The following is a 25324-nucleotide window of genomic DNA, read 5'->3' as shown; positions in this document are numbered from 1 at the left end:
TTATATTACAGTTGCATATTAATAAATGTGGCAATACATAAGTAAAAAAATTATGAATTATCCCTATTTACTGTCGATTGAATAAAACCGCTATTCTTTTCTCTCCATCTTCTTCCTTGAACTAATTTATTAAACGCAGTTGCATCATTAGTATTATTTATTTTTAAATTATCAGCATGGTCGGTCACTATTATCTGAGGCATAATACCAGTATTATCATATGTATCATTACAATATCGAAAAAATTCTGAATAGAGATTAGTAACGGCAAGAATATCCTCATCTAATTCCTCATCTTCTTTCAAAGTTTCTTTCTGTTTAATATTATCAATTGAAAACTGAGCATCATTATCGATTGAAAAACTTGGGAAATAAACCTGACTTGGTTGATCAAAAAATAGGGTAGTTGGTATAGAGCAGGAATCACCTAATTCACAAAAATATCTATTCAAAGCTAAAAATAAAGTGATATGGCAAGAAAGCCAATTTTCTCCACTTCCCATTGATCTTAGAGGCACTTTTTTACCATTTTTATCATTCCATAAATCAAAAGTGTTTAAGGAAAATTTGAGATTTACTGGCTCATATGACTTTTCAAATCCAAGATTTGGACTGATTTCAGCCATATATTTATTTATCATGTTTTCAGCTTTTTTTAATTTAGAATCAACGTTATATTTTTCAGATAATAATAGTTGAATTTCGTCGATTTTTAAAATTAATGAATCTAAATCACTCTCTAAATTATCGTAAGGTTTCTCAATAAATTCCTCTAAAAGAATCTCTGATTTTAATTTTGCTTTTAAAGCAAGTTCATATTGAGTTTTGTAATTTTCAAGATCATTTATCTGTTGATCTATAGATTTTATTTTTTCTTGTTCAAGAGAAATCTTTTTCTTAATAACTTTTATTTGGTCTTTTGTTCTTTTTTGATCTTCAATAAAAGAATTTATTGAGTAATTAGAATGTTTTAATTCGAGATTCAACCAATTTATAGCTTTGCTTAAACTATTTACTTCCTCTTTTATTGAAGCACATTTTTGATGACAAAAAGGACATTCTGATAAATTATTTATTTCAGCCTTTTTTGGGAGCGAGATATTTTTTGTATTATTTTTGAAAGTTTCATTAAATTTAATTGTAGATTCAATATCATCTAATTCATTTTGCAACTTCCTTAAATCAGCAGTCAATTGTGCAAGACTTCTTTCACTGTTTTGTTTTATGATGATATGCTCATCAGACAATGCATTAATTTCTATATCACTTTCTTTAATTTTATCTAAGAGGTCTTGAGGATTGTTTAATTCCAATTCATTTTGATTAAATTCTAATTTTTTCCCACTTATTGCATTATATTGATCTATAACATTTTCAATATCTTTTCTTGCTTTAATTTTTAAATCCTCTTTCTTAGGAATTTGGCTTTCTAATCTCCGCTTCTCACGGAGTAATTCGTCTAATTCAAATTTTTTCGTATAATAATTTTGATCAACAAAGCCTACAAATACTTTAAAAAAATCAATCGTTTGATCTCGCTTTTCTTTTTCTTCAAATCGATAAAATAGCGCATGCTTGTTAGCAATTAAATTTTGATGTTGAAGAATGAAAGAAGTAAAACTTCTAATTGTAGGAGTGGCTTTTTTTTTCTCCCTCCTTAACTCCAAGGCATCTATGCTGTCATCCGAATTGGAAATTTGCATATTTTCTCCAAAATATTTCCGAAATTCTTTCTTAAAATCACTAAGAGGAATAAAATAGTCATTATTGAAATATTCAAGATTTAACATATTTATTTTTTTTAATAAAGCTAAGTTTCTTTCATTTTTTATAAAGATTTTATTCCCATTACTTTTTCTAGCTAGAACAACTGTATCATTTTTAATCTCAATTACAATGAAGTAAATATCAGCACAGTCTGTAATTTTTCCCTCAGGAACTGTATAACCACTACTACCAAAGCAATAATCAAATATTTCAATTAAAGCACTTTTTCCAGTAGCCGAGCGTCCTGTAATTACATTAACACCAGAAAAAAATGGTACTGCATGAACAAAATTATCCTTGTCAACTACACCAATATATCTCAAATTTGTCTTCATAAATCACGAACCCCCAGAATCTGATAATTCGTAACAATATCATTTTTTGACATAAATTCACCTAGTCTTTTAGTAGCAGTTAGTACTTCTTTTGAGGAAAAATTAAGAGACTCAGGCCAATCTCTGAGAACTTTTATCGATAAATCATCACCAATCTTCAAAGTTCCAATGTCGATTCCATATTGTAATGTTATATCAGTAACCTGTTTAAATTCAGATATTCTATCTTGTAGCCCATAAATTCGCTTATTATCTTTAGCTAATATTCTTAATGAGCTTCTAGAATCCTTTCTTTGAGTTAAATATTGTTGCGATGAAGGATAAAGAACCAAAGGTAAAACCAAATATGATAATAATTGACCATTTTCTTTTTTATCGAGTGATTTAAAAAAAGTATGAATTACTTTTCCGAAAACAAATGGATTGTTATATAAGTAATATATATTTTTTAGTAATTCATTCATTTTTATCTAATCTCCATTTTAATTCTTTTTTCGGGTTATTCATTTCTGAATGTAAAAGACCATTATGGAAATAATGAGGAGTTTGATAAAATTCCTCCATTTGGGGAATCTCTCTAGTTGTAATTTCATTATAAAATTTTTTAGAATCTTCGATAATATTCGAGCAATTATACGAATGAACCTCATATTTTCTATGAAAAACATCTAATGAGTCATCTAAATATATCTGTAATCTATCTAAAGGAAAAGAATGTTTTTCAAATTCTTGATTGATTGTTATTAATGCACTTAAATAATCTATTACAGCCCTTCTTACAACTTGTGGGTATTGAATATCATTAATTTTTTGAATAAATGGGTAATCTTCATAATTTCTTAATTCTTCATCATTTAATTCATGACTATTTATTCTAGGAAAGAACTTTGATTCCTTACAATACATTGAATTTAAACTTTCTTGATATACTTTAAATTCAGCATAAGTAATTTCCCACATATCTTTTTTCTTTAAACTTGGTTTTGAAACGAATCCCAGTAATGAGTTTAAAAACTCGTTCTGTCTATTTTGGGGAATTCCTTTTAACTCTCGTATCTTTATTCGTTCATAGTATTCTTTTTGTTCTAATGAAGAAGCAGCAATATATAAACGATCAAGTAGTCGTAATAATTCTTCTTCCGCTATTTCGTTTAGAATTAGTCTCTGTAATAACAAAACCTTAGACGGCTTGGCCTTTTCATCCTTTTTCTTTTTTTTAGTAAATCCACTCTCAGATTTTTCATAAATTCCTTTAAGAATATCATATTTTTCATTCTTATCTCTTTTATTCCATTCAGACAGAGTAGAAGTAGATCCAAATTCCTGAGTTGTATGAAGAATTAAGGAGTAATTATTGATATCAAAAGTGTTCTGAGTCCAATTATATAGAGTCTTCCAAAAAGCAATATCATTATCTGTTAAAGAGGCAGAAAGAGCTTTTACTTCGATTAGTTCTTTATTTTCTATTGTTACATCACCAAGGATTTCAATAATAACCTTTTGGTTTTCTGCATCCATTTCAAAGCACTTTTCTACTGCAACCCAAAGTTGGTATATTGTAGCTCTGCTCGAAGACGGTGAAGCGTTTAACTCGGTTTGGACCATGTAACCCCCTCTATAATTATATTATTTTATAACTGGTAGGAATATAAGATTTACTTAATTCTATTTTTAATAGTGAAATTCAGTACTTCTCTAAAACCTCTACTCATCTGATAAACTCCACATAAGTTCTGACCTTTAGCTCATTCCTGATCTATTCCTCTACAAGAATTATAAACATGCTAAAACTGAAAGAATCCTCTTCTATGACAGGTGGTCCTTGTTTTCGAATTGTAAAATGCTTCTTTTGGAGATACAGCCATGCATTCTTCATTAGGAATGATATCAATGCATAGAGATATCTGATAGTAACATCCTTCTTTGATGCCTTTGGTTTAACAATATTTCTCATCCTGTATTGATTGTGTGAAATCGATCTTTTGTAGTGAGATTACTGTTTATTGGAATATCGATATATTCAATCAGGGGTTTTAGGATTGTATCGATACATCCTTTTGATTTTATGACAATTCTTCATTTAAAGGTGGTCTTTGGAGAAATTTAAGAGCATATCGCCCTCTCCTGTGAGTTATATCTGGGTGTCGGTCTGTTTTCAGTTATCTTGATCTTAGTGATGACTCTTTAAAATTAGAGAAGTAGTGAATTTGTATAAAGGTATTTATTGATTTTTTTCAATTGAAAATGATCACCAATATCCAATAAGATATTTTTTAAGAAGATCTAATGCTTTATTCCATTCTTCCTTGTTAATTAACTCAACGAATGAACGATAATGGTTATTTGATAGCAAAAAAAGTAAAATACACCAAGGTCTATTCACCTCAATAATTATTTGTTCCTTACTTAATAGTGTTTTCTGATTACTACTTCTTTTTTCAAGTGTATCCATGAGGTTACGTAATGATTCGATGAATTCATCATTACTCAGTAAAGTTGAAAAAAAAGTTAATCTTGAATTTTGTTTTAAGGAGTGTTTAGAGATTTTCAACAGGAATAAACCACTAATTATTGATGCAATGATTGCACCTATAGCTCCGACGAATACATATATTGGAATGTTTTGATTACTAATTCCATTTAACATAGATGATGAGGCATTATTTAAAATTATTATGGTCAATAAATAATCAAAGAAAGAAGTGCTCATTATATCCCTACGTTTAAAAGAAATTGTTCTGTTAAATTCTGATCATTGAAATTATGTTCATGGATGTCTTTTAATAAGTTATATACCTTAATATCTAGTATATATGTATTGTCAATTTTGTTGTATTGTACAATATTTCCTATTTGTAGATCTGTAGGATTTGATACACTTTCGAAATTATCTGTGTTATAAAGAATAAATAAATCATCAACCAAACTTTTTGCTTTAATTTTATTCTTTTTTAATAAGGTCGTAACATTTTTAAGAGCAGTTCTATGGCTTTTTTGCATCTTTGTACTCAATAAAAACCAGTTCGTGAAATGGCATAAATATTCCTCTGGATCTCTCGTCATGAATTTTTCAAAATAATTTTTATTATCAATATAAAATTTATGGGATATGGGTTTGCATTCTTTTTCTGCACCATAGATGAGGAAGCGTCTTGCAACATCTTGACATTTTCTTGGACAACCTAAACATCCAGTGATAATTAAATTTAATGCTTCATCTTCGAAATAATCGTTAATAGAATATGATTTTGAATTTTTTGACATGTAAGACAATCGTTTGGTTATTAAAGCTTTAATATCTTGAGAATTCCATGGATCCATTACTATAGGTTTATCAAAAAACCAACTGAAGTCATCAGAATCAGAAGTATATAACCAAGTAACTTGAGCTCCACCACAAATTATTGTAGCAACGTTTTCTTGCCAGAAGATATTTTCAAATAAGCCTTGAGAATAATTCAACCAATTAAGAATAATTTCATCATCTTTGATCTTGTCGAGATTGTCAATAAAAATAATAGTTTTCTGGAAATGTTGATTAACTAGATCAATGATATCCTTAAGATTGTTTGGTGAGATTTCATTATTATCTTTTAATTTCTTGATGTAATTAACAATATATCCTGTTCCAGTAATATTAGGGTTTAATTCTGAATCTATTAATGCCGTCGACAATGAATCTAAAAATTCTAAGATAAATCCTTGAGTGAATGTTGATATATTTTGGAAAATTGTGGGATTATTAAAGGTGATCAATAAAGGTAAAATATACTGATACTTTTTTAAGCTGATGTCAGAATATGATTTTGAAACACGAGTAGCTATTTGGTGGTAATAGTAATTCAAGCTTGTACTTTTACCTATACCCCTTCCACCTAATATTATAAGTTTTTTCTTTAGTTCCCCATTAACAATACTTGAAATATCAGTTTCGATTTTTTTTATATTATCTGTATCTATAAAGAGTTCATATGAAATTGACCCTTTAAAATCTAAAGGAGATAAAGTAAAAGGATCTTCTCGTAAATTCCAATAGTCATACCATTCCTTTATTACCATTATTTTAAAATTATGTATTAACACATATATGTTTTCTCATATTAATCTATGGGTTCTATTCATCAATAAGGTTGAATTTTTAACTGTAGAGAACTACTATAATCTCACTTTTAACGAATCAATTAATAGATAGATTATTTTCTTATGATTTTATAACAATTCTTCATTTACAGGCAGTTTCGGAGGCATTTAAGAGCAAAATCGTCCTCTCCTGTGAGTTATATCTGGGTGTCGGTCTGTTTTCAGTTATCTTGATCTTAGTGATGACTCTTTAAAATTAGAGAAGTACTGAAATTATAAAAAAATAAAAAAATAGGCATATTGTAGCTGAATTTGTTCTTTCAATTATAATTTCAAGTTTGAATGATAGAAAGTTGAAGTTTTAAATACAATAATGTAATATTTAAAAATAAAAACAAGAGGTTAAAAATGAAAAATCACTGCGAAAATGTTTCAGCAGTGAAGGTCAACCCAGACATCCCCATATCAGCACTATTTTATCATTACAAACATTAAAATTCAGTTGTGTTTTTTCAGTTTAAATTTTTACTAGACATAACATTTTATTCAAATATCAGTCTTAATTTAGAATATTAAATCGATTTTAACAAAAGCAGAAATATCCTGAAACAAATAATTACCTGCTGTTCAGGCTAATATAAAAAAGAACTTCAGTACCAACACAGATCATAATCAGATTCACAGGAAACCGCATCGCCTGAAACGGCAATTGTCCATTTTCCATTATCCATAAAATAACTGTTCACATTTGAAATAGTCATCCTGATGGCATTATCATCATCTTTATCACTGCCATCCGTGAAATGCCAGACAGCACCTGACGGACTTACAACTGATAATGAAAGTTTTGTATCCGGATCACTCCACCGAAGTTCAAATGATAACTGTAAATTGCCGGAGGTTGTGAGTGAATACCACTCAACTTCCCCATATTTAATTTTACTGTAAAAACGAACCTTTGTTTCAGGGGTAGGGAGAGGAGTAGGGGTTGCATCATAAATACTTCCCGCATCGTCACTCAAAAAATCTCTCCCCTCATCTAAAAAACTGTACAGGTAAATATCATGGCCACTGCCCCAGTTATCAAGCCACACGACATAATCGCCTGAAACCTTGGGATAATCCTGTTTATGGGATTTTGATATTTTCTCCGTAACTCCTGAATCCAGGTTATGCATGTATACATCCCCTCCCCATGGCAGATTGGATGGATATGGTCCGAAATCAAGCCACACTACATGACTCCCGGAAATATCAGGACATAATTGTGCTGATTTAAAAGGAGAAACCGGTTTTGTCTTTCCTGTTTGGATATCATACATAAATGTCGTATAGAAATCATTATATTTTCCGGTCCAGACTATAATGTCACCGTCAATCGCAGGAGGCTGGCAAACATCCGGAACGTCGGCAAAGCAGGTGTATCTATTCTTGTCATTTAAATTATACAGGCACAACCGGAGGGTATGATCATAAATATCCTCATTTATAAAAACCACCCTGTCACCGGAGATTGCAGGATAATCAAATGAATCAAACATTCCTCCTTGTGCAACTTCTCCGTATTCACCATTTGAGATGTCATACTTCTTCAGTGTGGATCGTTTATCATCAATATCCTCCACCCAGATAATAATATCACCGTCAATCACAGGAGAACGCTGGGGATTTTTAGAATACAGAAACGTAAGTCTGTTTTCAGATTCATCATAGAAGAAAATACCCCGCTGATCTGACCATACATAACGGTCTCCTGAAAAATCAAGGCTGAATTTTCCGGAAGGATCTGCTATTACTGTCTCCTGCATGCCTGTAGAAATGTTATATTTATGAATCGAACTTATCAGAATATCATTTTCGTCCTGTCCATATTCAATCCACGCCACTACGTTGTCCTTAAAAGCCATGGAATTATATCTCGCCACATCACCCATTGCAATAAGTTCTGCATCAGGAATCTCCTGCGCAAAGCACGGGAAGATGAGGGAGGATATTATCAGGATCAAAGAAACTGCAATTTTCTTTATCATTGTATATCATCCCCTCCTTCTCGAATAAAATCTAAAAATCCCTAATATTAATGCGATTCCACACACCAGAAATGCAGATTCCAAAGGACTTGAAAGGGTGCCTGTAAAACCATCTGAATTTTTTGTACCGGATTTAACAATATATCCCTCAGTCGATTCTGAATTTTCAGCCAGATTTTTTGAATCAGAATCAATTGAATACGATTTTACCAAAATCGAGTCATTACCGGGATTTTCAGCGGCATAAGTTTCATCATAGATATTGAAAATACTGACTGAATCAACAGTTATGTCTGCCCCTTCAACGCTGATGATGTATTCCCCAAATCCCAATTCAGATGTCTGAAATGTCAGTTCCCAGAGATTGTAATCATCACCTTTTGTTACTTGTATAACCTCAATAATCTGATCATGAAATAAAGGATCATCGGTAGATGTCGGCTCAACAGTTACAAAAAGAGAGGTTCCCACGGCCAGATTTGTCGTTCCTTTAATTGTAACAGGTTTGCCTAAAGGAACATCGGCAATAATCTGCTGATCATAATAAATCCATGGTTCCTCTGCAAGCAGCATTACTTTCAGGTACGGGTTTTTCACTTCCGTTTCTTTCAGTTTTTCTTCAAATTCCCGGTTTGTATCAGGGAAAAATCCGGAATTTATAAAATCAGAATCTCCACTGACAATATAGAGAAAATATTTTCCGGAAGGCAGTTTATGTGATCTGGTACGGTCAAGTATCATACCGTCGCCAATAATATCTCCGCTTTTGTCAGTCTGAAGTTTTACAAATCTGTTTTTGTCAGGGTTGCCTATGCCGTCTTTGTATAACCAGATACCAATTTCAGAATCAGACTGTGCCTTTCCCGATACAAAAAGCGTCTGACCTTTGGCTAATGTCCCACCGGATGTAGTTAACGGGTTCAATTTGATCTCAGGTTCAAAACCGGAAGAAATGTGGCGTTCTTTCAAGAAATAATCATCAGTTGCGGATTCTGATTTTGGACAGGTTACATACCCGGGTCTGTATGCAGGTTCTGTCACTGTCCCTGTCGGATAAACGGTTGTTTTGTAGATTGTCAGAGTATCTGTGTCTGTCAGTCCGGTGAAGACCGGATTGGTTGTAATCTCTCCTGCTGTTGATGGTGAAGCAGCAAAAATACACACAATAATTGCTGATAATGCAATTATATGAAACAGGTGCAATTTTGACCTGTTCTCGTCAATAGATTTGAGTACCTTTTCAGGAACAGTATAACTGTCTTTTTGAGATTGTAATAATAAACAGAGATGCTGGCTCTTTTTGTATCTGCAATATGACATTTTTACCGCCTCCCCTTTGAAAGAATTAATATTCCGTTTATCATCTCTTTTTTAGTTGCAGATAATCCTGAATTCAGCATTCTTTCTTCTGTTATCTGCAATATTTCCAAAGGAAAAAGAGTCTTCAGAAATTCCCCTGATTTTCTGGATGAATCAGGTATTTGTTGGATTTCAACCTGTTCTTTTATGTTTTTGGTATCATCATCAACAATATACGTTAATGTTGAGAGCAGATCCCCGGCAGGGTCGACAATTTCATATTTTTGGTCATACACATTCAGAATATTTTCCGCTTCACCAAGTCCTTTGGGACTTTCGACTGAAATAATATATTCTCCTGCTCCAAGTACGGAAGTATTAATTGTCGAAGTCCAGATATTTGATATTCCGTTGTTTTCAACCTTCACTGACTGCATAATCATGCCCTGATAATCAGGGCCATCAACAGCGGACGGATTAACAAAAATCTCCAGAACGGTTTCCGATTTAAGATTTGTTCCTCCGTCAATTGTTAACTGTGTGCCACGTACTGCATCTTTTGGAATGTTTTTGTTGAAATAAATAACCGGTTCTTCTGCAAGAATTGTAAATTTTTGATACCATAACCCTGATCCTGAAAGAGACTTTTCAAGATCTGCGTATGATTCAGGTATTTTCGAATCTCTTATGAGTGAAGTATCTCCTGATACAGCATATATGAAATACCGGCCGGGTGGTATTGTATAAGAATTAAAGACCGAAAGAATTTCACCATCGCCTGAAATATCCCCGTTGCAGTCGGTCTTTATTTTTTCAAAGCGTGAGTAATCCTCTCCCCCCTGTTCTTTTTCCTTATAGATCCAGATTCCAATATCTGAATCAGACAGTCCTTTTCCTGTTAAATAAAGGGGCTGACCTTTTGCAAATACACCCTCTGTTTTGGCAGGGTCAGGGTTTAATTTAAAATTCAGGGGATAATTTTCAGTTGCATAGCATTTGTCAGGCGGTGTTGGTGTTGATTTATTATCAGGGTTTAGTTCAGCAGGGTATATGTGAATTATTTTTGAATATGCCTTATCAAAATTACTATCTTCCCAGATTGTCAGATTCCAGTCACCTGGGATAAAACCGTGCAATGATTCTTTTTTATGGAATATGAAAGTCCTGTTATCAGATATGCATGTCCCGCCGCCTGTACCTCCTTTTCCACTAAGTTTGCCACGGTGAGGATATGGCGTATCCAAAGTAAAATTGAAGCTGATAAACGATCCCGACGGGTATGTTGTTCTCAGATAAATATCAAAATTATCATTTTGTGAGAATTCATCAGGTATCGGACGTACAAAGGTTATTTTATCATCCGCTGATACCGGAAAATTGCAAATCAGCAGGAATACTGATATAAAAAGAACGCTATTTATCCAGATTTTTATTCTTCTCATTTTATCACTCTCTCTTTTAATGGCAAAGCATTCTTTTGAATCATCTATGTAAGTGATTTCTGTGAGAGAATTCGTCGTGAATGTTCTTTTTATTAAGATGATTTCTGTTTCGTATGATCACAGCATGCATTTTCAACTAAAATCACTTTTAGCACAAGTAATTCCTGGTTTGAGGAGATCTGATTCATGATAATTTAGCACCAGATGCGTTTCCTTTTGCAAATTATTGCCTATCAATACAATTATCCTTTCATGCTTTAACAATTGCCCCATTAATCGAGTTTTCTCACAGAAATCACATATTAACGAATGAGAAAAAAAGTAAAAAGGAGGTGCAGCCTGCAAAAAAAGATAGGAGGAATGATTTCATAAAATGCCTGATTTTTGATATCAAATATGTTTTTTAATTTCGCAGTCAGGTAATTCTCGAAAAGAACCGGAAATGATCCTAAAATCACTATGAAGAAAAGGAGTTCAGGAGACCTGAATTCCGGAAAAACCAGATCCAAGAATTATCTTTTAATCAACAGACAAAATATGAATCACATAAATTTATTGACTATCTGATGAAAAACCTCATAATTAGATAAAAATTAAAGAAAAACCCAAAATCCCCAAAAAATATCATTTTTTTATCTGAGCCATTTTTTTCTAAAAAAACTGATGATTCAAATCTTTTTTTAGCTTATAATCCAATATAGGCATTTGAAAAGATGTCTTTTTACACGGGCACTGCACTAAAATTAATGAATTTAGATCAGGTATATAAAACAGAAGCATTCGAAGATTTTTCTCACAGAATTCTTAATATATTACAGATCTTTGTATTTTCGTGGTGAAATAATCCCTGATGAAATCATGTGAAAATCTAATTTTCCGGATATTTTCAGGGTTCCTAAAATAAGTTGTCAAACCTGATAAATCCAATTTCGTGACATTTGCAAAGGAATGGTGAGAAGATGAATCAAGAAAAAAAGAAATTATTAATTATTGCGCTGGCATTTTTTGTAATTTTTATGATTGTTGCATCAGGCTGCACAGGACTTAACTCAATTCAATTCGGGAATGCACCTGCAAATACAGCAACATTATCCCCGGCGGATACTACTCAGATGATAAATAAAGAGTCTGCACAATCTGAAAACATAAAACCTGCAATTTCATGGTCCGATATTTATCCGGATTGTGATCAGCTGACAAAAGCGAAGCTGATTGAAAAGGCAAAGGATGAGATAACAGATGTCTTTCCAAATGTGGACCGAACAACACTTAAGGGGAACTGGGTTGAGCATTCAAGACTGGATTATAACCATAATGAGGAAATAGGACGTCCTTATATTATATTTGAAAAGGCCAAAGCTTTATTTGCGAAGATCCCTGACAAAATTGAAGTTAAAATTAAAGTTGATCCGCAATCCGGAGAAATAATTTATTTTGCACCCTACGGGGTTGGTTATCAGTATTACAGACAAAATCCGAAGCCACAAATTTCTCTTGAGGAAGCTGAAAAAAATGCAATTAATCTTATAAAAAACATACAGGGAGAAAATTCTATTGTATATAATCCGGATGTATCTTATTATAAGTTGAATGCATATGAGCCGGAGGACATCCCTGTATTATATATGGAGTTATTTGACTCATACAATGGCGTTCAATATGAAAATTCCAAGGTCTTTATTGCCTATGATACGGCACGGGATGAGGTTCAGTCTTACTCTGATAAATCAACAGATCCAAAACTCCTTTACGGACTGACAACCCTTTCACCTGAACCTGAAATAACACTTGAAGAAGCAAAACAGATATTTAAGGACAAAATTTCAGAAAAATACAATATTGATGATCTGGGCTTAGAGTTCTCAGAAGTCTGGACACATGACAGTTATCTTCTGTGGTGGGACCCGGATGAATATGTTTATGCCGATGATCCCAAACCTCTTTCGCTTGTCTGGTACATTGCATGCAGCGATAAGGAGAGCCGTGAGGTGCATGAAAAGACCGGGGACACTCCTAAAATAGGCGTATTAAGGATAGATGCCCATACCGGAGAAATCTACAGACTTGTTTATGGCGACATCTGGATTCAGACATTTGGTTATATGCCCGGGGAATGATAAAGAGATCAATTATTTTAATATATATTTTTCACAACTGTCGATATTTAAGGTCATGTCACAGAAAACTTATATACTTAAAATAAAAAGATTAAAAGTAATCGGGGGGGTATAAATGGCAATTTACAGAAAAGCGGCAATTGTATTGATCTTTTTTTTGGCAGCGATGTTCCTGGTTCTTCCTGCATCTGCACAATCCGTGTCATATTCTGTTCAGGGGTGGGACGAGAGTCCCCCGGTAAGTGAAGCAAAAGCACCTGTGCCACTTGACTTATGGGAAGTACAACCGCTGGCAGTTATTGCCGTTATGCTTGTGTTAATCTCTCCCGCTTTCTTGTTGCCGGCCCAGATAATTCTGGCAGGTGCCGGTCTGGTTACACTTAATTTCCGCAGGATTGATAAAAAGACGATACTTGAGAATAATTTCCGCAACAGGATCTACCGGTTTATCATCCATAATCCGGGAACATGTTTTACTGATATTGAAAACCGCCTTTCTGTAAACAGGGGTACACTTGATTATCATCTCAGGATGCTTAAACAGGAGCATTTAATCACTGTTTTTTTAAAGAACAACAGAAGCTTTTATTTTGAAAATTCCGGCAGTTATTCCGACTCTGAGATGAAGATTTTTGTAAGTCTCCGAAATGAAACCGAATTTTTGATCTGTGAATATCTTTCTGACTCTCCGGATGCTTCAAGAGATGACATAGCCGGAATGATACAAACATCATGTTCCACGGTTTCATGGCACATGGGAAGACTCTGTGATGCAGGTGTTATCTTCTCAACAAAGTGTGGCAGGGTTGTCAGGTACCGGTTGTCTCCGTCTGCTCTTGGTGTGATGAATAAAATAAATTCCAAATGCATCGCTTAATTTTGTGATGAATTTTGTTTTGAATCTTTACTATCAACAATCTGTCCATACATGTAACAGTAAAAAAGACCGAATCATTATCGGGCTTACTGCTTTTTTTTTAAATACTTTTTTAGCGGTTCTAAAAAGATGAGCTGCAGATAAAGGGTTGGTAAAAGCTAAAAGAGAGAGAAAAATAATATCAGATTAAGACCCTGCGATTCACCATATCAGCGTCTCTCATACTTTCTGTACATATAATATACTCCTCCTGCAACAACAAACATGAGCATGATTCCTAAAATACCTATTATGGAGCTTTCATTTACAACAATCCTCAAACTGTCTGAAACCTCCTCCTGATCAGATATCACTTTTGCGGTTATTTTGTACTCTGATGCCGCAATATTTGAAGGCGGAACAACCCTGAGAGAAACCGTTTTCCTCTCACCGGGGGCAATGACAGGTATTGTCTCAGGCAAAGTCGTAACTTTCCATCCCTCGGGTGCAGATACCTCTAATTTTATGTTTGTCAGTGCAACACCGTTTCCGTTGTTTAGAACCTTTACCGGAATTTCGACAGAATCACCTTTAGTAATCTCATAAAGATATTTTTCAGAGAATACCTGGAGATCAGAGCTTCCTTTGATTGTTGCCTTAAGTTCTGTTACATATTCCAGGTCATCTGATGATCTGATTACTGATTCAAAAATATAATCCCCTTTTGTAATTGAATAAGGAGGTATTATTTCAAGAAATACGGTTTTTTCATCACCGGCTTTTATGAACACCTCGGATAATTCACTTTTTGAATCCAGAATTTCCTTGTACCGGCCATACCAGCCTTCAGACATATTCTTTGATGAAAAAACAAAAACATCATCGCTTTTGCCTACGTTCATAAGTTTCATTTCATAAAGGGGTTTCTGCCCAATCAAAGATGTCACTACCGGAGATTTTACATCGATATCAAGACCAAAATTTTTCCTTTCAAGCATTACAGTCCCGATATCTGCAGTATATCCGCTCTGGATATTTACGTTATCAATTTCCCTGCATAAATATCCATTTTTTTCGATTAAGAGTATGTATTCTCCCTGATCAAGTTCGGTTCTTACCTGTCCGTCTGCTGTTGAGAAAACCTTTGTATATGCAGTTGTGCTTTTATCACGAAATGCTGAAACCATTGCCCCCTTAATGTTTTCACCCTGTTCATTCACTACTTCCATTTTTAAGACACCATCTTCGCCTGCATGTGTCTTTTCAATTACAAGATAAAGCCATAAACTTCCATCATCAACACACACCCTGAACTGATAGGTGTCTACGGGAGTGTCTCCCGCTGTCTTTACTTCAAGCTGGATTGTCTCTGATTCTCCCTGTAAAAATGCAATTCTGTCTATTTCTCTGTCATCTGTTAAAAACCTGAATTCCCAGTCATCCTCACCTTTGAATGTATCGACACGAAGTTTTTTTGGATAGTTGTTGCCCCCTGAATTTTCAATAACAAGATCAAATTTTACAGTCTCGCCTGCTTCTATAATCATTCCGGGATATTTACATGAAATTTTTATATTTGATGATTCTGATCCGCCCCCTGTAACGGGATTTGCTACAATTCCAAGAACCAATAATATCAAAATGTTGAATACAAAAAATCTTTTAATTCTGTTATTTTGTTTCATTTATTATCTCCCCCTGATCAAACGTTTGATTTAATAATCCTGATTTGAAAATTGAATATTCTTCATCCGCTTTTGCAATCTCAGGATTCTGTTTCAGAAAATACCTGGTATTTCGGCCATCCCTTACAATTTCAATATAGCCTGTTTTTTCCAGTCTTTTCATGTGCCATGTAATCGCCGGTCCAGACAGATCTGTTTTGCATGAAATTTCTTTTCTTGTTATTCCCGGCTGAGTTGTTAAAATATCAAGTATTAGTTTATCTTTCAGGTTTTTTTGAACAAGTGAAAGTTTCATCTCAGAAACTGTAAAAGTATCATTGTTTTTAAAGTACCCAATACGGCCGTTTTCGGAGAATCGTCTGATAATTCCAAATGAGACAAGTTTTTCAAGGTGGTATTTGACCATTGTTTTCGTTATTCCTAGTTCTTTTACAATCCCCGAGAAGTTAATCCCCGGATTTTTTTTAATAATTTTAAAAATATCATTGCGGATTTCGTTTTTGAGTATAGTTTTTTTGCTAATATATTTACATCCAAAGTATGATGTAAGACCAAAAGTCATTGCCAAACTGATAATAACCATTATAAAATCACCAGCAATGGGGATATTTTCAGTAATAATTACTTCTAATTTTGACCGGAGTCCCAGTTCCGAGAATTCCACCTGTTTGCTTTTAAGTTCTTCTCCTCCCGAAAGATTTTCTCCGTAAGCTGATGTTACGACATATCCGTTACGAACCTGTATTATTTTATCTTCTGCACTTGCAAAGCCTGACAATAGTATTAAAAGAAGTAATAGTGTTGATAGCACTGTAATCTTAGCCGGAAAAAGAGTCATATATTAGTTAGACCTCTTATATGGTAAATAAAATAATATTATATTTCATTTTATATTGAACTTACTCCAAAGTTATAATACTCCGTACCTGATACTGTATATCCCATTACAAAACTGTCCCAGGTACCTGTTGGAAGTCCCATGGAATTGGATATCTGGATATAAATTTTCCCATCAGTTCTCCCGTCAATTGAGTCATGATAATATCCCAGGGTTGTATCAGGGGTTATAATCTTAAGACCCAAGTCATTATTAGAATCTCCCCAGTCGACATCATATGTTATTTTTGTCTTTCCAGAGCTAACATAATAATTATGATAATTAATCTCTCCATCCGTTATTGAATAGAGGGATCGTGTTATGCTGTTTATTGAAGGGAAAATATCTGCTGAATTTTCCACATCATAACCTGATCTTACTACATAACCTGATTTTGTCTCAATTATCTTTGCACTAACAGAACCTGTCAGAATAAGCAACGCCACAAAGGCAATTGTTAGTAATAGATATATTCTTTTCATATACATGAATTTTTATTAGCATTACAAATATCTTACGCCACAATCCTTTACACGTTAAATGAATCAAAAAAACAATTTAATTGATATCTGAGAAAAATGACATCAGACAAATATGCCTGGAAAAAGGAATATGTAAAGGATTGTGGCGTAAGATGTTTTAATAAACACTTTCAAGTTTTAACCGGGGAACAGTGAGGAGAGTACCAGTCACTTCACTGTTCAAAAAGAAAGTTTGGATCTGTAAGTGTAAGTTAATAGATCAAATAAGTTCTATTTTATACTCACTTATATATTTACTTTTTGGCTGAAAACCAAAAGCTCCCCGTGCTGAAGGGATTTTGTGCATCTTCTTTGGACTCTCTTAAGATATCTCAGAAATACTCCTGAGAAGCCTGGGGATTTTAAAAATTACAAAAAAGGATATGCACCAGAGATACACCAATCCGGATTTAAAACCTCTTCAGAATTTAAAAAAAGTATAGAATAAAATCTTAAGTAGGGGAAGATAAAATGAAGAAATTTAGCTTCAAAAAAATTGGCATCCTTCTTGCGATGATGCTTGTTGCAGGTGCTGCTCTTGTAGGGCCTGTTAGTGCAAATCAGGAAATTTTGCAGGGGCTTAATACAATTGAACATTCAATTGAAATTAATTCAAGTATGCCTCAAATGACACAATCAGAATTCAGAATGTATGTACAGGAAATGAATGAAAAATATGGTTCTAAGAATATTGAAATGTTAGAAAGTATAACCGGAGAACCTGATCGCACCTCAGGTATAAGTTATGTTGGTGCATGGACTGATCATTTGAGTACTGGTTCTGCAAGTTCTGATAATGCACTGTTGCTGTATAAATTCAATGAGGTTGACCTGAGTGGAAAGGAGCATTATTATTACTGGCAATGGACTTCAGCTCAGCCAAACCCATGGTTTGATCTTACCAATTTTTGGAATAAAGTTCAGCTGACAAATTTAAATGCCCGGTTGATAACTTATAGTCCGGGTTCTACGATTACAGGCAATGAACAAACCGTAAATATTGGCTTATCGACAGGTTATTCCGGAACTTCGTTTAGTATCGGGGGAGATTTTGTTCTTCATCAGGATGTAGTCAGACCGAAATCAGGAGATTGTCAGGTTGGTTATGGCGGGAAATATGCCGTTGAATGGAACGGTTTCTATGGCAATCCCCAGGAGGTTCACGGTGCCATGCATATAGATATTCCTGCTGGTCAATCACTTACATCAACATGGACTAATTCATTGACTGCGCTATAGAAATTTAAATAATCATTTTTTTATTTTATAATCTATGTGTGATAATTAAAAAATCTAAGTTGAGGTAAAGATTTATGGAGAAAAAATATGTGGTATTCCTGCCAGAAAAATGATAAGTCTGTTTGCATCTCTGGCTTGCGCAGCTGCTGGCATGATTTTTATCAATCTTAGTCTGAATAATAGTATTCTAAACTCCGGGCACACATTGTTCATCGGAGGATTTTCTTATGTTCAGTATTCGTTTATAGGGTTTGGTTTTGTTTTTCTTGTAATCTCTGTTTTTTTTATATATGAGGCATTTAAGGGCGGTTTTTTCAATCCGGAATCTGAATGGGAAGATGGTGTAAGATTTTGCGAGGTGATTATCCTTCTCTTACTGATATTATTTTGTCTGGATTTTATCTTCCCGTTATTAAAGATATTCCTATTAATAACTTAATCAAAATATTATTTGATCTTGGATATATCAAAATTTAGTTCCTTATGTAAAAAATCATTTTAATCTACTTTTCCAAAAACAAGTGTTATTTCATTGATTAATTATCTCTTACTTCTGTTGCTGATAACAGATTTTGTGAATTCTGTTGGTACATCTGTTATAGATAATCTTCCGGGTTCCAGACCTGAAATGGATCCAAATTATTTTGATACCATTAATTATGAGGAAATTAAAGCCGAATATAAATTGTATTTTAAAGATAAGAAAAATCTTCTAAATATGTTTCACACGATCTCATATGATTACAGCTATTATCATTTGTATGCTTTAGTAATCCTTCGGGCAAACCATTTTTTTGATTATGATTCCTCCGGATATGGTGAGAATTCAAATTTGGTATAAGAAATGGAACTCCTTTAAAATAATTTAGAGTCACATTTGAGTCCATCTTGTTTTTTATTGCATGCCCTTTTTTTGTTTATGAGCGTTGCCTGTGTCAGGTTTATGAGGATGGATTTGTGGTGTTCTGTCAAATATTAACCGGTATTTAAACTTTAACCTGATTTTTCAATCAGAAATTCTTTTTATAATAATTGTATTGAGCAGATCCTACCAGTATCCGTGTTGAAACTACCAGCGATAATAGGGATTTATAGAAGGAGCTGATTTTAAGGTACCAGTGTCGATTTTGGGTTATTAATCTGATTTCAATCTGATTGTTACCTGAGCAGGCTATTAATCCAAATCCTGGTTGAACCTGATCCAAGGATTTTAATCAGAGTTATTTATGCATTGCCTCTGACAATGTTAATAGCTTATTTCAGTCTGAAATTATGAGACATCGATAATTTATTTTACCGGTTGAAAAGCACTATAAATTAAATCAGGGTAAATCCAATTTTATCTTATAATTTTCAAATGGCATCTAATAATACAATTGCGCGAATAAAAAATATATCTGCTCAAACTAATTTTCGCCGCAAATATTTTTTTTAGATATCTTTTAAAAAAACAGATTGATCAAGCCATAAGTGGCAGAATTATACATTTGGCCTGTGATTTATCTTTTAAATTTGGGATGTGAGCTATCCGTTTTACAAAAATTCCAGAATGTTACAATACATTTCAAAAAATTTGTAAAACAAAAAAATTTTTTCAAGTAACGGATATGTAAAGTATTGTGGCGTAAGACGTTTAAATAAACACTTTCAAGTTTTAACAGGGGAACGATGAGGAGAGTACCAGTCTCTTCACTGTTCAAAAAGAAAGTTTGGATCTGTAAGTGTAAATTAATAGATCAAATTTACTTTATTTTACACTCACTTGTATATTTTCTTTTTGGCTGAAAAACAAAAGCCCCCCGTGCTGAAGGGATTTTGTGCATCCGTCTTTAAAATCTCTTAAGATATCTCAGAGATACTCCTGAGATACTCTGGGATTTTTAAAACTACAAAAAGGGATATGTACGAGGCATACACAAATCCGAATTTAAAATCTCTTCAGAATAAAAAAACAAAGAAAAATTTTAAAAGGGTGAAGAAAAAATGAAGAAATTTAACTTCAAAAAGATTGGCATCCTCCTTGCGATGATGCTTGTGGCAGGTGCTGCTCTTGTAGGGCCTGTTAGTGCAGGTTCGAGCACCTTATATCAGTACCCTTATGAGGTCAAAGCCACCGGAGAATATTATAGTTATCCTAATGGAATACAGTATTTGGGTTCTGTTGAAGAAGTAAACGGAAATTACGGTTCAATGGAGATCACAGTTCAACTCCACAATGTTGATGTTTATCAATCTCCTAAGACAGCCAGTACTTCTAATAACTGGCAGGTTAGCACTGGCTGGCATACTTACTATGATCCCAATCCTGTCTCTACAGGTACTTATGTAAGGGCTACTTTTAATGCAGGCGGACAATCAGGTACGACTACATATACATTATAATTTGGAAGTAATGAAAAATTCTTACTTCCATTTTTTTGAAGTGTCTCTACCGGTTATCACATTAAAAACTAAGTAAATTCAGAAGTCCATGCATATTCACGACTCTGAAAAATTTAAGAAATCAAGGTGAAAAAATGAATTGTAATTTAAAGTTGTCTTCTCTCTTTTTATCGGCAGTTATTCTCATTGCCATATTCTCTGGAGGGTGTATAAGCAGTGGGGATAAATCCGGTTTAGAGGACTCAGCTACTATTGTACCTACGACGGAGCATACAAATGGTCCTGATAATTCCGGAGTGGACGGGACTCTTAAAGTGAAATGGCCCGGACCAGTAAAGCCTCCGGCAGATCCTCTCTCTTATGATGAGAATACCAAACAAATACTTGTCGATAATGCAAAAAAAGAGATTTTAAGAGTATTTCCTGATGTGATTGAGTCTTCACTTGACAATTATAAATGGAGTGAAGAAGATTATGGCGGATATTTTGCTCCTGCAATTTTATTTGAAAATGCAATCGATGAATCAAAACTAAAAGAAAGGCTTGAAAGTAATGAATGGTTTACTGAAAACATCGTTAGAATTGCTGTTAATCCTGATACCGGGTATATAAAATACTATAAAGGTTCATCAGGTTCTTCTGGTACTCCCAAAGAGATCATATCATATGAGGAGGCAAAAGACCATGCTATGAGTATCTTTACAAACGTAATGGGAGAAGAGCATTACAATGAGAACAAAGATAAATATTTCATTTATACAATGAATAACAAAATTGCATATAGGAACGATGCGGATCTTACCATTCTTTTGTTAATTCATAATTCTCATAATGGAGTTAAGTACCTGAATGATAAAGTAGAAATACTGTATGATCTGGCAAATGATGCAATTATTTTCTATAAGTCTAGGATCAAAGACCCTGTTCTTCTTGCAGAAATAACCACATTGTCACCTGTACCCGATGTAACGCTTGATGAAGCAAAAGAGATTCTTAAAGCGAAATTGAATGAGAATTTCCCTGAAAAGGATCTTAAGGTAGAATTTCATGAGAATTATGAAGGAGCGGTTTTGCCTTCAGACTATTATAGTTCTCTCTATTGGATGGATTCTCCTGGTTATATGAATATCACTGACGGTTATGTACGTGAACCCTTAAAGCTTGTATGGCGTTTTTATTTCAATACTGAAGATATGCGAAACAATCCCGAAGAAACTGTCCGTCCGGTATATGTTGATGCACACACGGGAGAGATTGTTTATCTAAGATATGCGGGAATCAGCATTCCTGCCGATATAAGATAGGGGGCATATATGATTAAAACAGAAAACCTTGTAAAAGAATACAATGGAAAAAGAGCTGTTGACAACTTAAGTTTAGAAGTAGGGGATGGGGAAGTCTTCGGATTTCTTGGTCCAAATGGTGCGGGGAAAAGTACAACAATATTGATGCTTGCCGGAATGATTGAGCCCACATCCGGAAGCTGTACAATAGATGGTGTTAACGTTGCAATAAATCCTCTTAAGGGGAAGGAAATTCTAGGATACCTCCCAGAAGATGTAGGATTTTATAAAAATCTGACCGGATATGAAAACCTCGATTACCTGGGTAAATTTTACCCTATGGCGAAAAATGAGAGAGAAGAAAGAATCGAGATTCTTCTCAAAAGTGTAAGGTTAAACGGTGTGACACAAAAGGTCGGTGAATATTCAAGGGGAATGAACCAGCGACTTGGCCTTGCACTCGCTCTTCTAAACGATCCAAAAGTTGTAATTCTGGATGAACCTACAGCAAATCTTGATCCTGAAGGTGTTTTGAGATACAGAAAAATTGTGAACCAGCTTGCAAAAGAAGGAAAAACTGTTCTTATCTGCTCTCATATTTTATCGGAAGTAAGAGCTGTCTGCACAACACTTGGCATAATTTCACAGGGAAGGCTTGTTGCAAGGGGATCTGTTGAGGAAGTGGAAGATGAACTGATAAGGCAAAGTGGTACCCACCAGAAAATCATAATTAAATCTGTTAATCCGGAACTTTACACCGAAATAGAGTCCATTAAAAATCCTGATGTTCTTGAGATTGAAAGGACAAAGAATGGTATAGAGATCTCGGTTGAAAAAGACATCCGGCCGGTTATTGCGGAAAAATTAAAGGATAAATGCTCAGGAATTACAGAGATGTACCTTGACAGGCCCGGTCTTGAAGAGCTTTTCCTCAAAGTATACAGGAGGGAATAGAGATTGGATTTTGCAAGACTTTCCTTAATATCCCAAAAAGAGTTTTCGGATCATATCAGAAGTAAACGCTTTTTATTCCTACTGATTATTTTTTGCCTGATATTGGGAATTGAAGCTGCTAATGGGGTTTCTTCATATAATTTGGTGCTTGAACAGTATAAAAACGGGGATTCAATGAAAATATATCAGCCTTCAGCTGTGTATGTATTTTTAAGTATTGTAAATTCCATTGGTTCTAATGGTCTTGGAATTGTTATTGGCCTTGCTCTGGGTTTTGATCTGATATCAGGTGAAAGAGAGGGAAGGTCTTTGAAGACGATATTGTCAAGACCTGTCTACCGTGATGAACTTATAAATGGTAAAGCTCTGGGTGGACTGTTTGCCATAGCAATAATCACACTCATCGGTTTTATTGGCGTATTCTCAGTAATGCTAATTTTGGGAATCGTTCCGGATTTTAATGAAATTCTTGGTGTTTGCATTATATGGATTTTAACATTATTGTTCATAGCTACCTCTTTTTCTCTTTCACTAATGACATCGGTTATTGCAAATACGAATAGTGGTTCATTGCTGCTTTCTCTTGTAATAATATTCATGATGCTATTCATCATCCCTGTGGGGGGGGGAGATCTTGGAACATACATTCTGGTTGGATCAACTCCCCAGGAGCCACCTAATTCCGTATCGGAAGCCCAGTACTCTGCATACCAGGATCAGCAAAGAGAATATCTGAAAGTAAGTAATTCAGTCTACGATTTATTTAATGATTTTTCGATAAAAAGTGTTTATCAGGATATCGCTATCCCGATAACATCACCTTCAAGTTATATAATTGATAAAGTGGGACTTACTGAATTCGTCACAAATCCTGATGTTGCCAATTCTATTGAAAAACCTGATTTCTGGACAATTATTGGAGATAAATGGATAAAAATTATAATTTTTTTAATGTGGCCTTTTCTGTTTTTTGGAATTGCCTATGTTAAATTTATGAGGTCTGATTTGAGATAGTTGGAGGATTTTTGATTATGAATTTTAAACGAATAAACCTTATAGCGTTAAAGGAGGTTCAGGACCATATAACCAGTTTCCGTTTTATATGCCTTTTATTTCTGATGATGACAATCTGTGCAATATTTCTTCTGAAAGAGACAGGAATTTATCTTGAGGAGATAGGTAAGTACAGTAGTGGTGATTATTATTACCCTTTGGATTACCTCCCATATACTCTTAACATATTCGGAGGTATCAGAACTGCGATTGGTGGAAGTTCCATATTCGGTTCAATCATTGCAATAGCGCTTGGTTTTGATCTAATCACAAAAGAGCGTGAGTCAGGCTCTCTTAAAGCCATTCTTTCAGTGCCTGTTTTCAGGGATGAACTGATAAATGGGAAAGCTCTTGCCGGTATTATTGTCATTGCGATTGCAACAACTGTTGTTTTTATCCTGGCTTTTGGGATTCTTTTGATAAATTCAATTGTTCCTGAAATCAGTGAGCTGAGTTATCTTTTCATGTTCTGGTTATTCACAAATTTATTTTTGTCAGGAATTTTTATCATGTCCATGATGATCTCAACTTTTGCAAAGACAAGCGGAATGTCACTGATAGCTTCATTTCTGGCATTGCTGCTTTTAACAAGTGTTATATCTACAGTTGGAAACGTTGCGCCTGATTTTATTCTTGGTCAGAACCCCTTGATGGAATACCAGAATATGGATAATTATGATCCTGATGTTCTCTATGAATTATCTTCTCAATATTCAGCAAATAAGGGCCTGATTTTAGACATAAGCAGATGTGCATCGTTAAATACAAATTATTTCATACTTTCAAGAGTTCTTACAAGGCCGCAGGATTCTAAGGATGATTCTTTATATTCTTCATTTGGCATGCAGGGAGATGACCGGACACTTCCGCCCGTTTTTGAGGTTCTTGCACCTATGTGGGGCTACATTCTGTTTTTAATTGTTTATCCTGTGGTTTTTTTCAGTATAGCATATGTCAGGTTTATGAGGATGGATTTGAGGTGAAATTAACTGCTCCTCATTTTCTGCAAATATTTTTTTAGAGATCTCTCTTATCATATCAAATAAATACGCTCATAAATAGTATTTTTATCTGTCCGGCCGGCATTTTTCCTTTAATTAGGGATGTGAATTAGACTTTTTTATGATATTCCAATATTTTTAAAACACATTCAAAAAATCCCTCTCAATAAAAAAATGTGTAAAGGATTGTGGCGTAAGACGTTTAAATAAACACTTTCAAGTTTTAACCGGGGAACAGTTAGGAGAGTACCAGTCTCTTCACCGTTCAAAAAGAAAATTTGGACCTGTAAGTGTAAATTAGTAGATCCAATTTAGTTTATTTTACACTCACCTGTATATTTTCTTTTTGTCTGAAACACCTAAGACCTCTGTCCTGAAGGGATTTTGTGCATCCGTCTTTAAA

General features: G+C 34.1%; 20 protein-coding genes. 8 read left to right on the top strand and 12 right to left on the bottom strand.

Annotated elements, in window-relative coordinates; all coding sequences use genetic code 11:
• Positions 1 to 50: 50 nt before the first annotated feature.
• The 9 genes from F1737_RS06040 to F1737_RS06000 all read right to left on the bottom strand — a co-directional run bounded on the left by F1737_RS06040 (position 51) and on the right by F1737_RS06000 (position 10953).
• Positions 51 to 2102, bottom strand: coding sequence for a DUF3732 domain-containing protein (locus tag F1737_RS06040; protein WP_317135706.1), 2052 nt, complete (start codon positions 2100 to 2102; stop codon positions 51 to 53).
• On the bottom strand, positions 2099 to 2566 hold the full coding sequence (locus tag F1737_RS06035) for a three component ABC system middle component (protein ID WP_317135705.1): 468 nt from the start codon (positions 2564 to 2566) through the stop codon (positions 2099 to 2101). Before F1737_RS06035 ends, F1737_RS06040 begins: the two co-directional genes overlap by 4 nt.
• Entirely contained in the window at positions 2559 to 3707 is a 1149-nt protein-coding gene (locus F1737_RS06030; RefSeq protein WP_317135704.1) for a hypothetical protein, read from the bottom strand. The genes F1737_RS06035 and F1737_RS06030 overlap by 8 nt, the downstream gene beginning before the upstream one ends.
• Before the next feature lie 151 nt (positions 3708 to 3858).
• The gene (locus F1737_RS06025; RefSeq protein ID WP_317135703.1) at positions 3859 to 4056 is read right to left on the bottom strand and encodes a hypothetical protein; all 198 of its coding nucleotides are present in this window, start codon (positions 4054 to 4056) and stop codon (positions 3859 to 3861) included.
• Positions 4057 to 4350: 294 nt separating this feature from the next.
• Entirely contained in the window at positions 4351 to 4812 is a 462-nt protein-coding gene (locus F1737_RS06020) for a hypothetical protein (protein WP_317135702.1), read from the bottom strand.
• Entirely contained in the window at positions 4812 to 6161 is a 1350-nt protein-coding gene (locus F1737_RS06015) for a hypothetical protein (protein WP_317135701.1), read from the bottom strand. The genes F1737_RS06020 and F1737_RS06015 overlap by 1 nt, the downstream gene beginning before the upstream one ends.
• A 671-nt stretch (positions 6162 to 6832) precedes the next feature.
• The gene (locus F1737_RS06010) at positions 6833 to 8212 is read right to left on the bottom strand and encodes a TolB family protein (RefSeq protein WP_317135700.1); all 1380 of its coding nucleotides are present in this window, start codon (positions 8210 to 8212) and stop codon (positions 6833 to 6835) included.
• Between the two features lie 6 nt (positions 8213 to 8218).
• Entirely contained in the window at positions 8219 to 9532 is a 1314-nt protein-coding gene (locus F1737_RS06005) for a hypothetical protein (RefSeq protein WP_317135699.1), read from the bottom strand.
• 2 nt (positions 9533 to 9534) lie between these two features.
• The gene (locus F1737_RS06000) at positions 9535 to 10953 is read right to left on the bottom strand and encodes a hypothetical protein (protein WP_317135698.1); all 1419 of its coding nucleotides are present in this window, start codon (positions 10951 to 10953) and stop codon (positions 9535 to 9537) included.
• Between the two features lie 959 nt (positions 10954 to 11912).
• Between F1737_RS06000 and F1737_RS05995 the strand changes: the two genes are divergently transcribed.
• Positions 11913 to 13070: a hypothetical protein gene (locus F1737_RS05995; protein ID WP_317135697.1), complete on the top strand. Its 1158-nt coding sequence runs from the start codon at positions 11913 to 11915 to the stop codon at positions 13068 to 13070.
• Between the two features lie 115 nt (positions 13071 to 13185).
• A complete protein-coding gene (locus F1737_RS05990) occupies positions 13186 to 13947 on the top strand; it encodes a winged helix-turn-helix transcriptional regulator (protein WP_317135696.1) in 762 nt (253 codons plus the stop codon).
• 209 nt (positions 13948 to 14156) lie between these two features.
• On the opposite strand, the gene F1737_RS05985 is transcribed toward F1737_RS05990, so the two are convergent.
• The 3 genes from F1737_RS05985 to F1737_RS05975 are packed head-to-tail and all read right to left on the bottom strand — an operon-like array spanning position 14157 to position 16970.
• On the bottom strand, positions 14157 to 15611 hold the full coding sequence (locus F1737_RS05985; protein ID WP_317135695.1) for an NEW3 domain-containing protein: 1455 nt from the start codon (positions 15609 to 15611) through the stop codon (positions 14157 to 14159).
• Positions 15598 to 16449 (bottom strand): winged helix-turn-helix transcriptional regulator, encoded by an 852-nt coding sequence (locus tag F1737_RS05980; RefSeq protein WP_317135694.1) that lies wholly within the window; start codon positions 16447 to 16449, stop codon positions 15598 to 15600. Before F1737_RS05980 ends, F1737_RS05985 begins: the two co-directional genes overlap by 14 nt.
• Before the next feature lie 50 nt (positions 16450 to 16499).
• Positions 16500 to 16970: a peptidase domain-containing protein gene (locus F1737_RS05975; protein ID WP_317135693.1), complete on the bottom strand. Its 471-nt coding sequence runs from the start codon at positions 16968 to 16970 to the stop codon at positions 16500 to 16502.
• 510 nt (positions 16971 to 17480) lie between these two features.
• Between F1737_RS05975 and F1737_RS05970 the strand changes: the two genes are divergently transcribed.
• The 6 genes from F1737_RS05970 (at position 17481) to F1737_RS05945 (ending at position 24903) form a co-directional block, all read left to right on the top strand.
• Positions 17481 to 18248, top strand: a complete 768-nt coding sequence (locus F1737_RS05970; RefSeq protein ID WP_317135692.1) for a hypothetical protein — start codon at positions 17481 to 17483, stop codon at positions 18246 to 18248.
• Positions 18249 to 20231: 1983 nt separating this feature from the next.
• Positions 20232 to 20630 carry a hypothetical protein gene (locus F1737_RS05965; RefSeq protein WP_317135691.1) on the top strand — a complete coding sequence of 133 codons (399 nt, stop codon included), beginning with the start codon at positions 20232 to 20234 and terminating at the stop codon, positions 20628 to 20630.
• A 134-nt stretch (positions 20631 to 20764) separates the two neighbouring features.
• Positions 20765 to 21934, top strand: a complete 1170-nt coding sequence (locus F1737_RS05960; protein WP_317135690.1) for a hypothetical protein — start codon at positions 20765 to 20767, stop codon at positions 21932 to 21934.
• A gap of 9 nt (positions 21935 to 21943) precedes the next feature.
• Positions 21944 to 22867, top strand: a complete 924-nt coding sequence (locus tag F1737_RS05955) for an ABC transporter ATP-binding protein (protein WP_317135689.1) — start codon at positions 21944 to 21946, stop codon at positions 22865 to 22867.
• A gap of 3 nt (positions 22868 to 22870) precedes the next feature.
• The gene (locus tag F1737_RS05950) at positions 22871 to 23881 is read left to right on the top strand and encodes an ABC transporter permease (RefSeq protein WP_317135688.1); all 1011 of its coding nucleotides are present in this window, start codon (positions 22871 to 22873) and stop codon (positions 23879 to 23881) included.
• Positions 23882 to 23898: 17 nt separating this feature from the next.
• Positions 23899 to 24903 carry an ABC transporter permease gene (locus F1737_RS05945; protein WP_317135687.1) on the top strand — a complete coding sequence of 335 codons (1005 nt, stop codon included), beginning with the start codon at positions 23899 to 23901 and terminating at the stop codon, positions 24901 to 24903.
• The last annotated feature ends 421 nt before the right edge of the window (positions 24904 to 25324 follow it).

The sequence above is a fragment of the Methanoplanus sp. FWC-SCC4 genome (assembly GCF_032878975.1).
Taxonomy (GTDB): Archaea; Halobacteriota; Methanomicrobia; order Methanomicrobiales; family Methanomicrobiaceae; genus Methanochimaera; species Methanochimaera problematica.
Note: the sequence above shows the minus strand (reverse complement) of the source record. Positions and strands in the feature narration are given on the sequence as shown.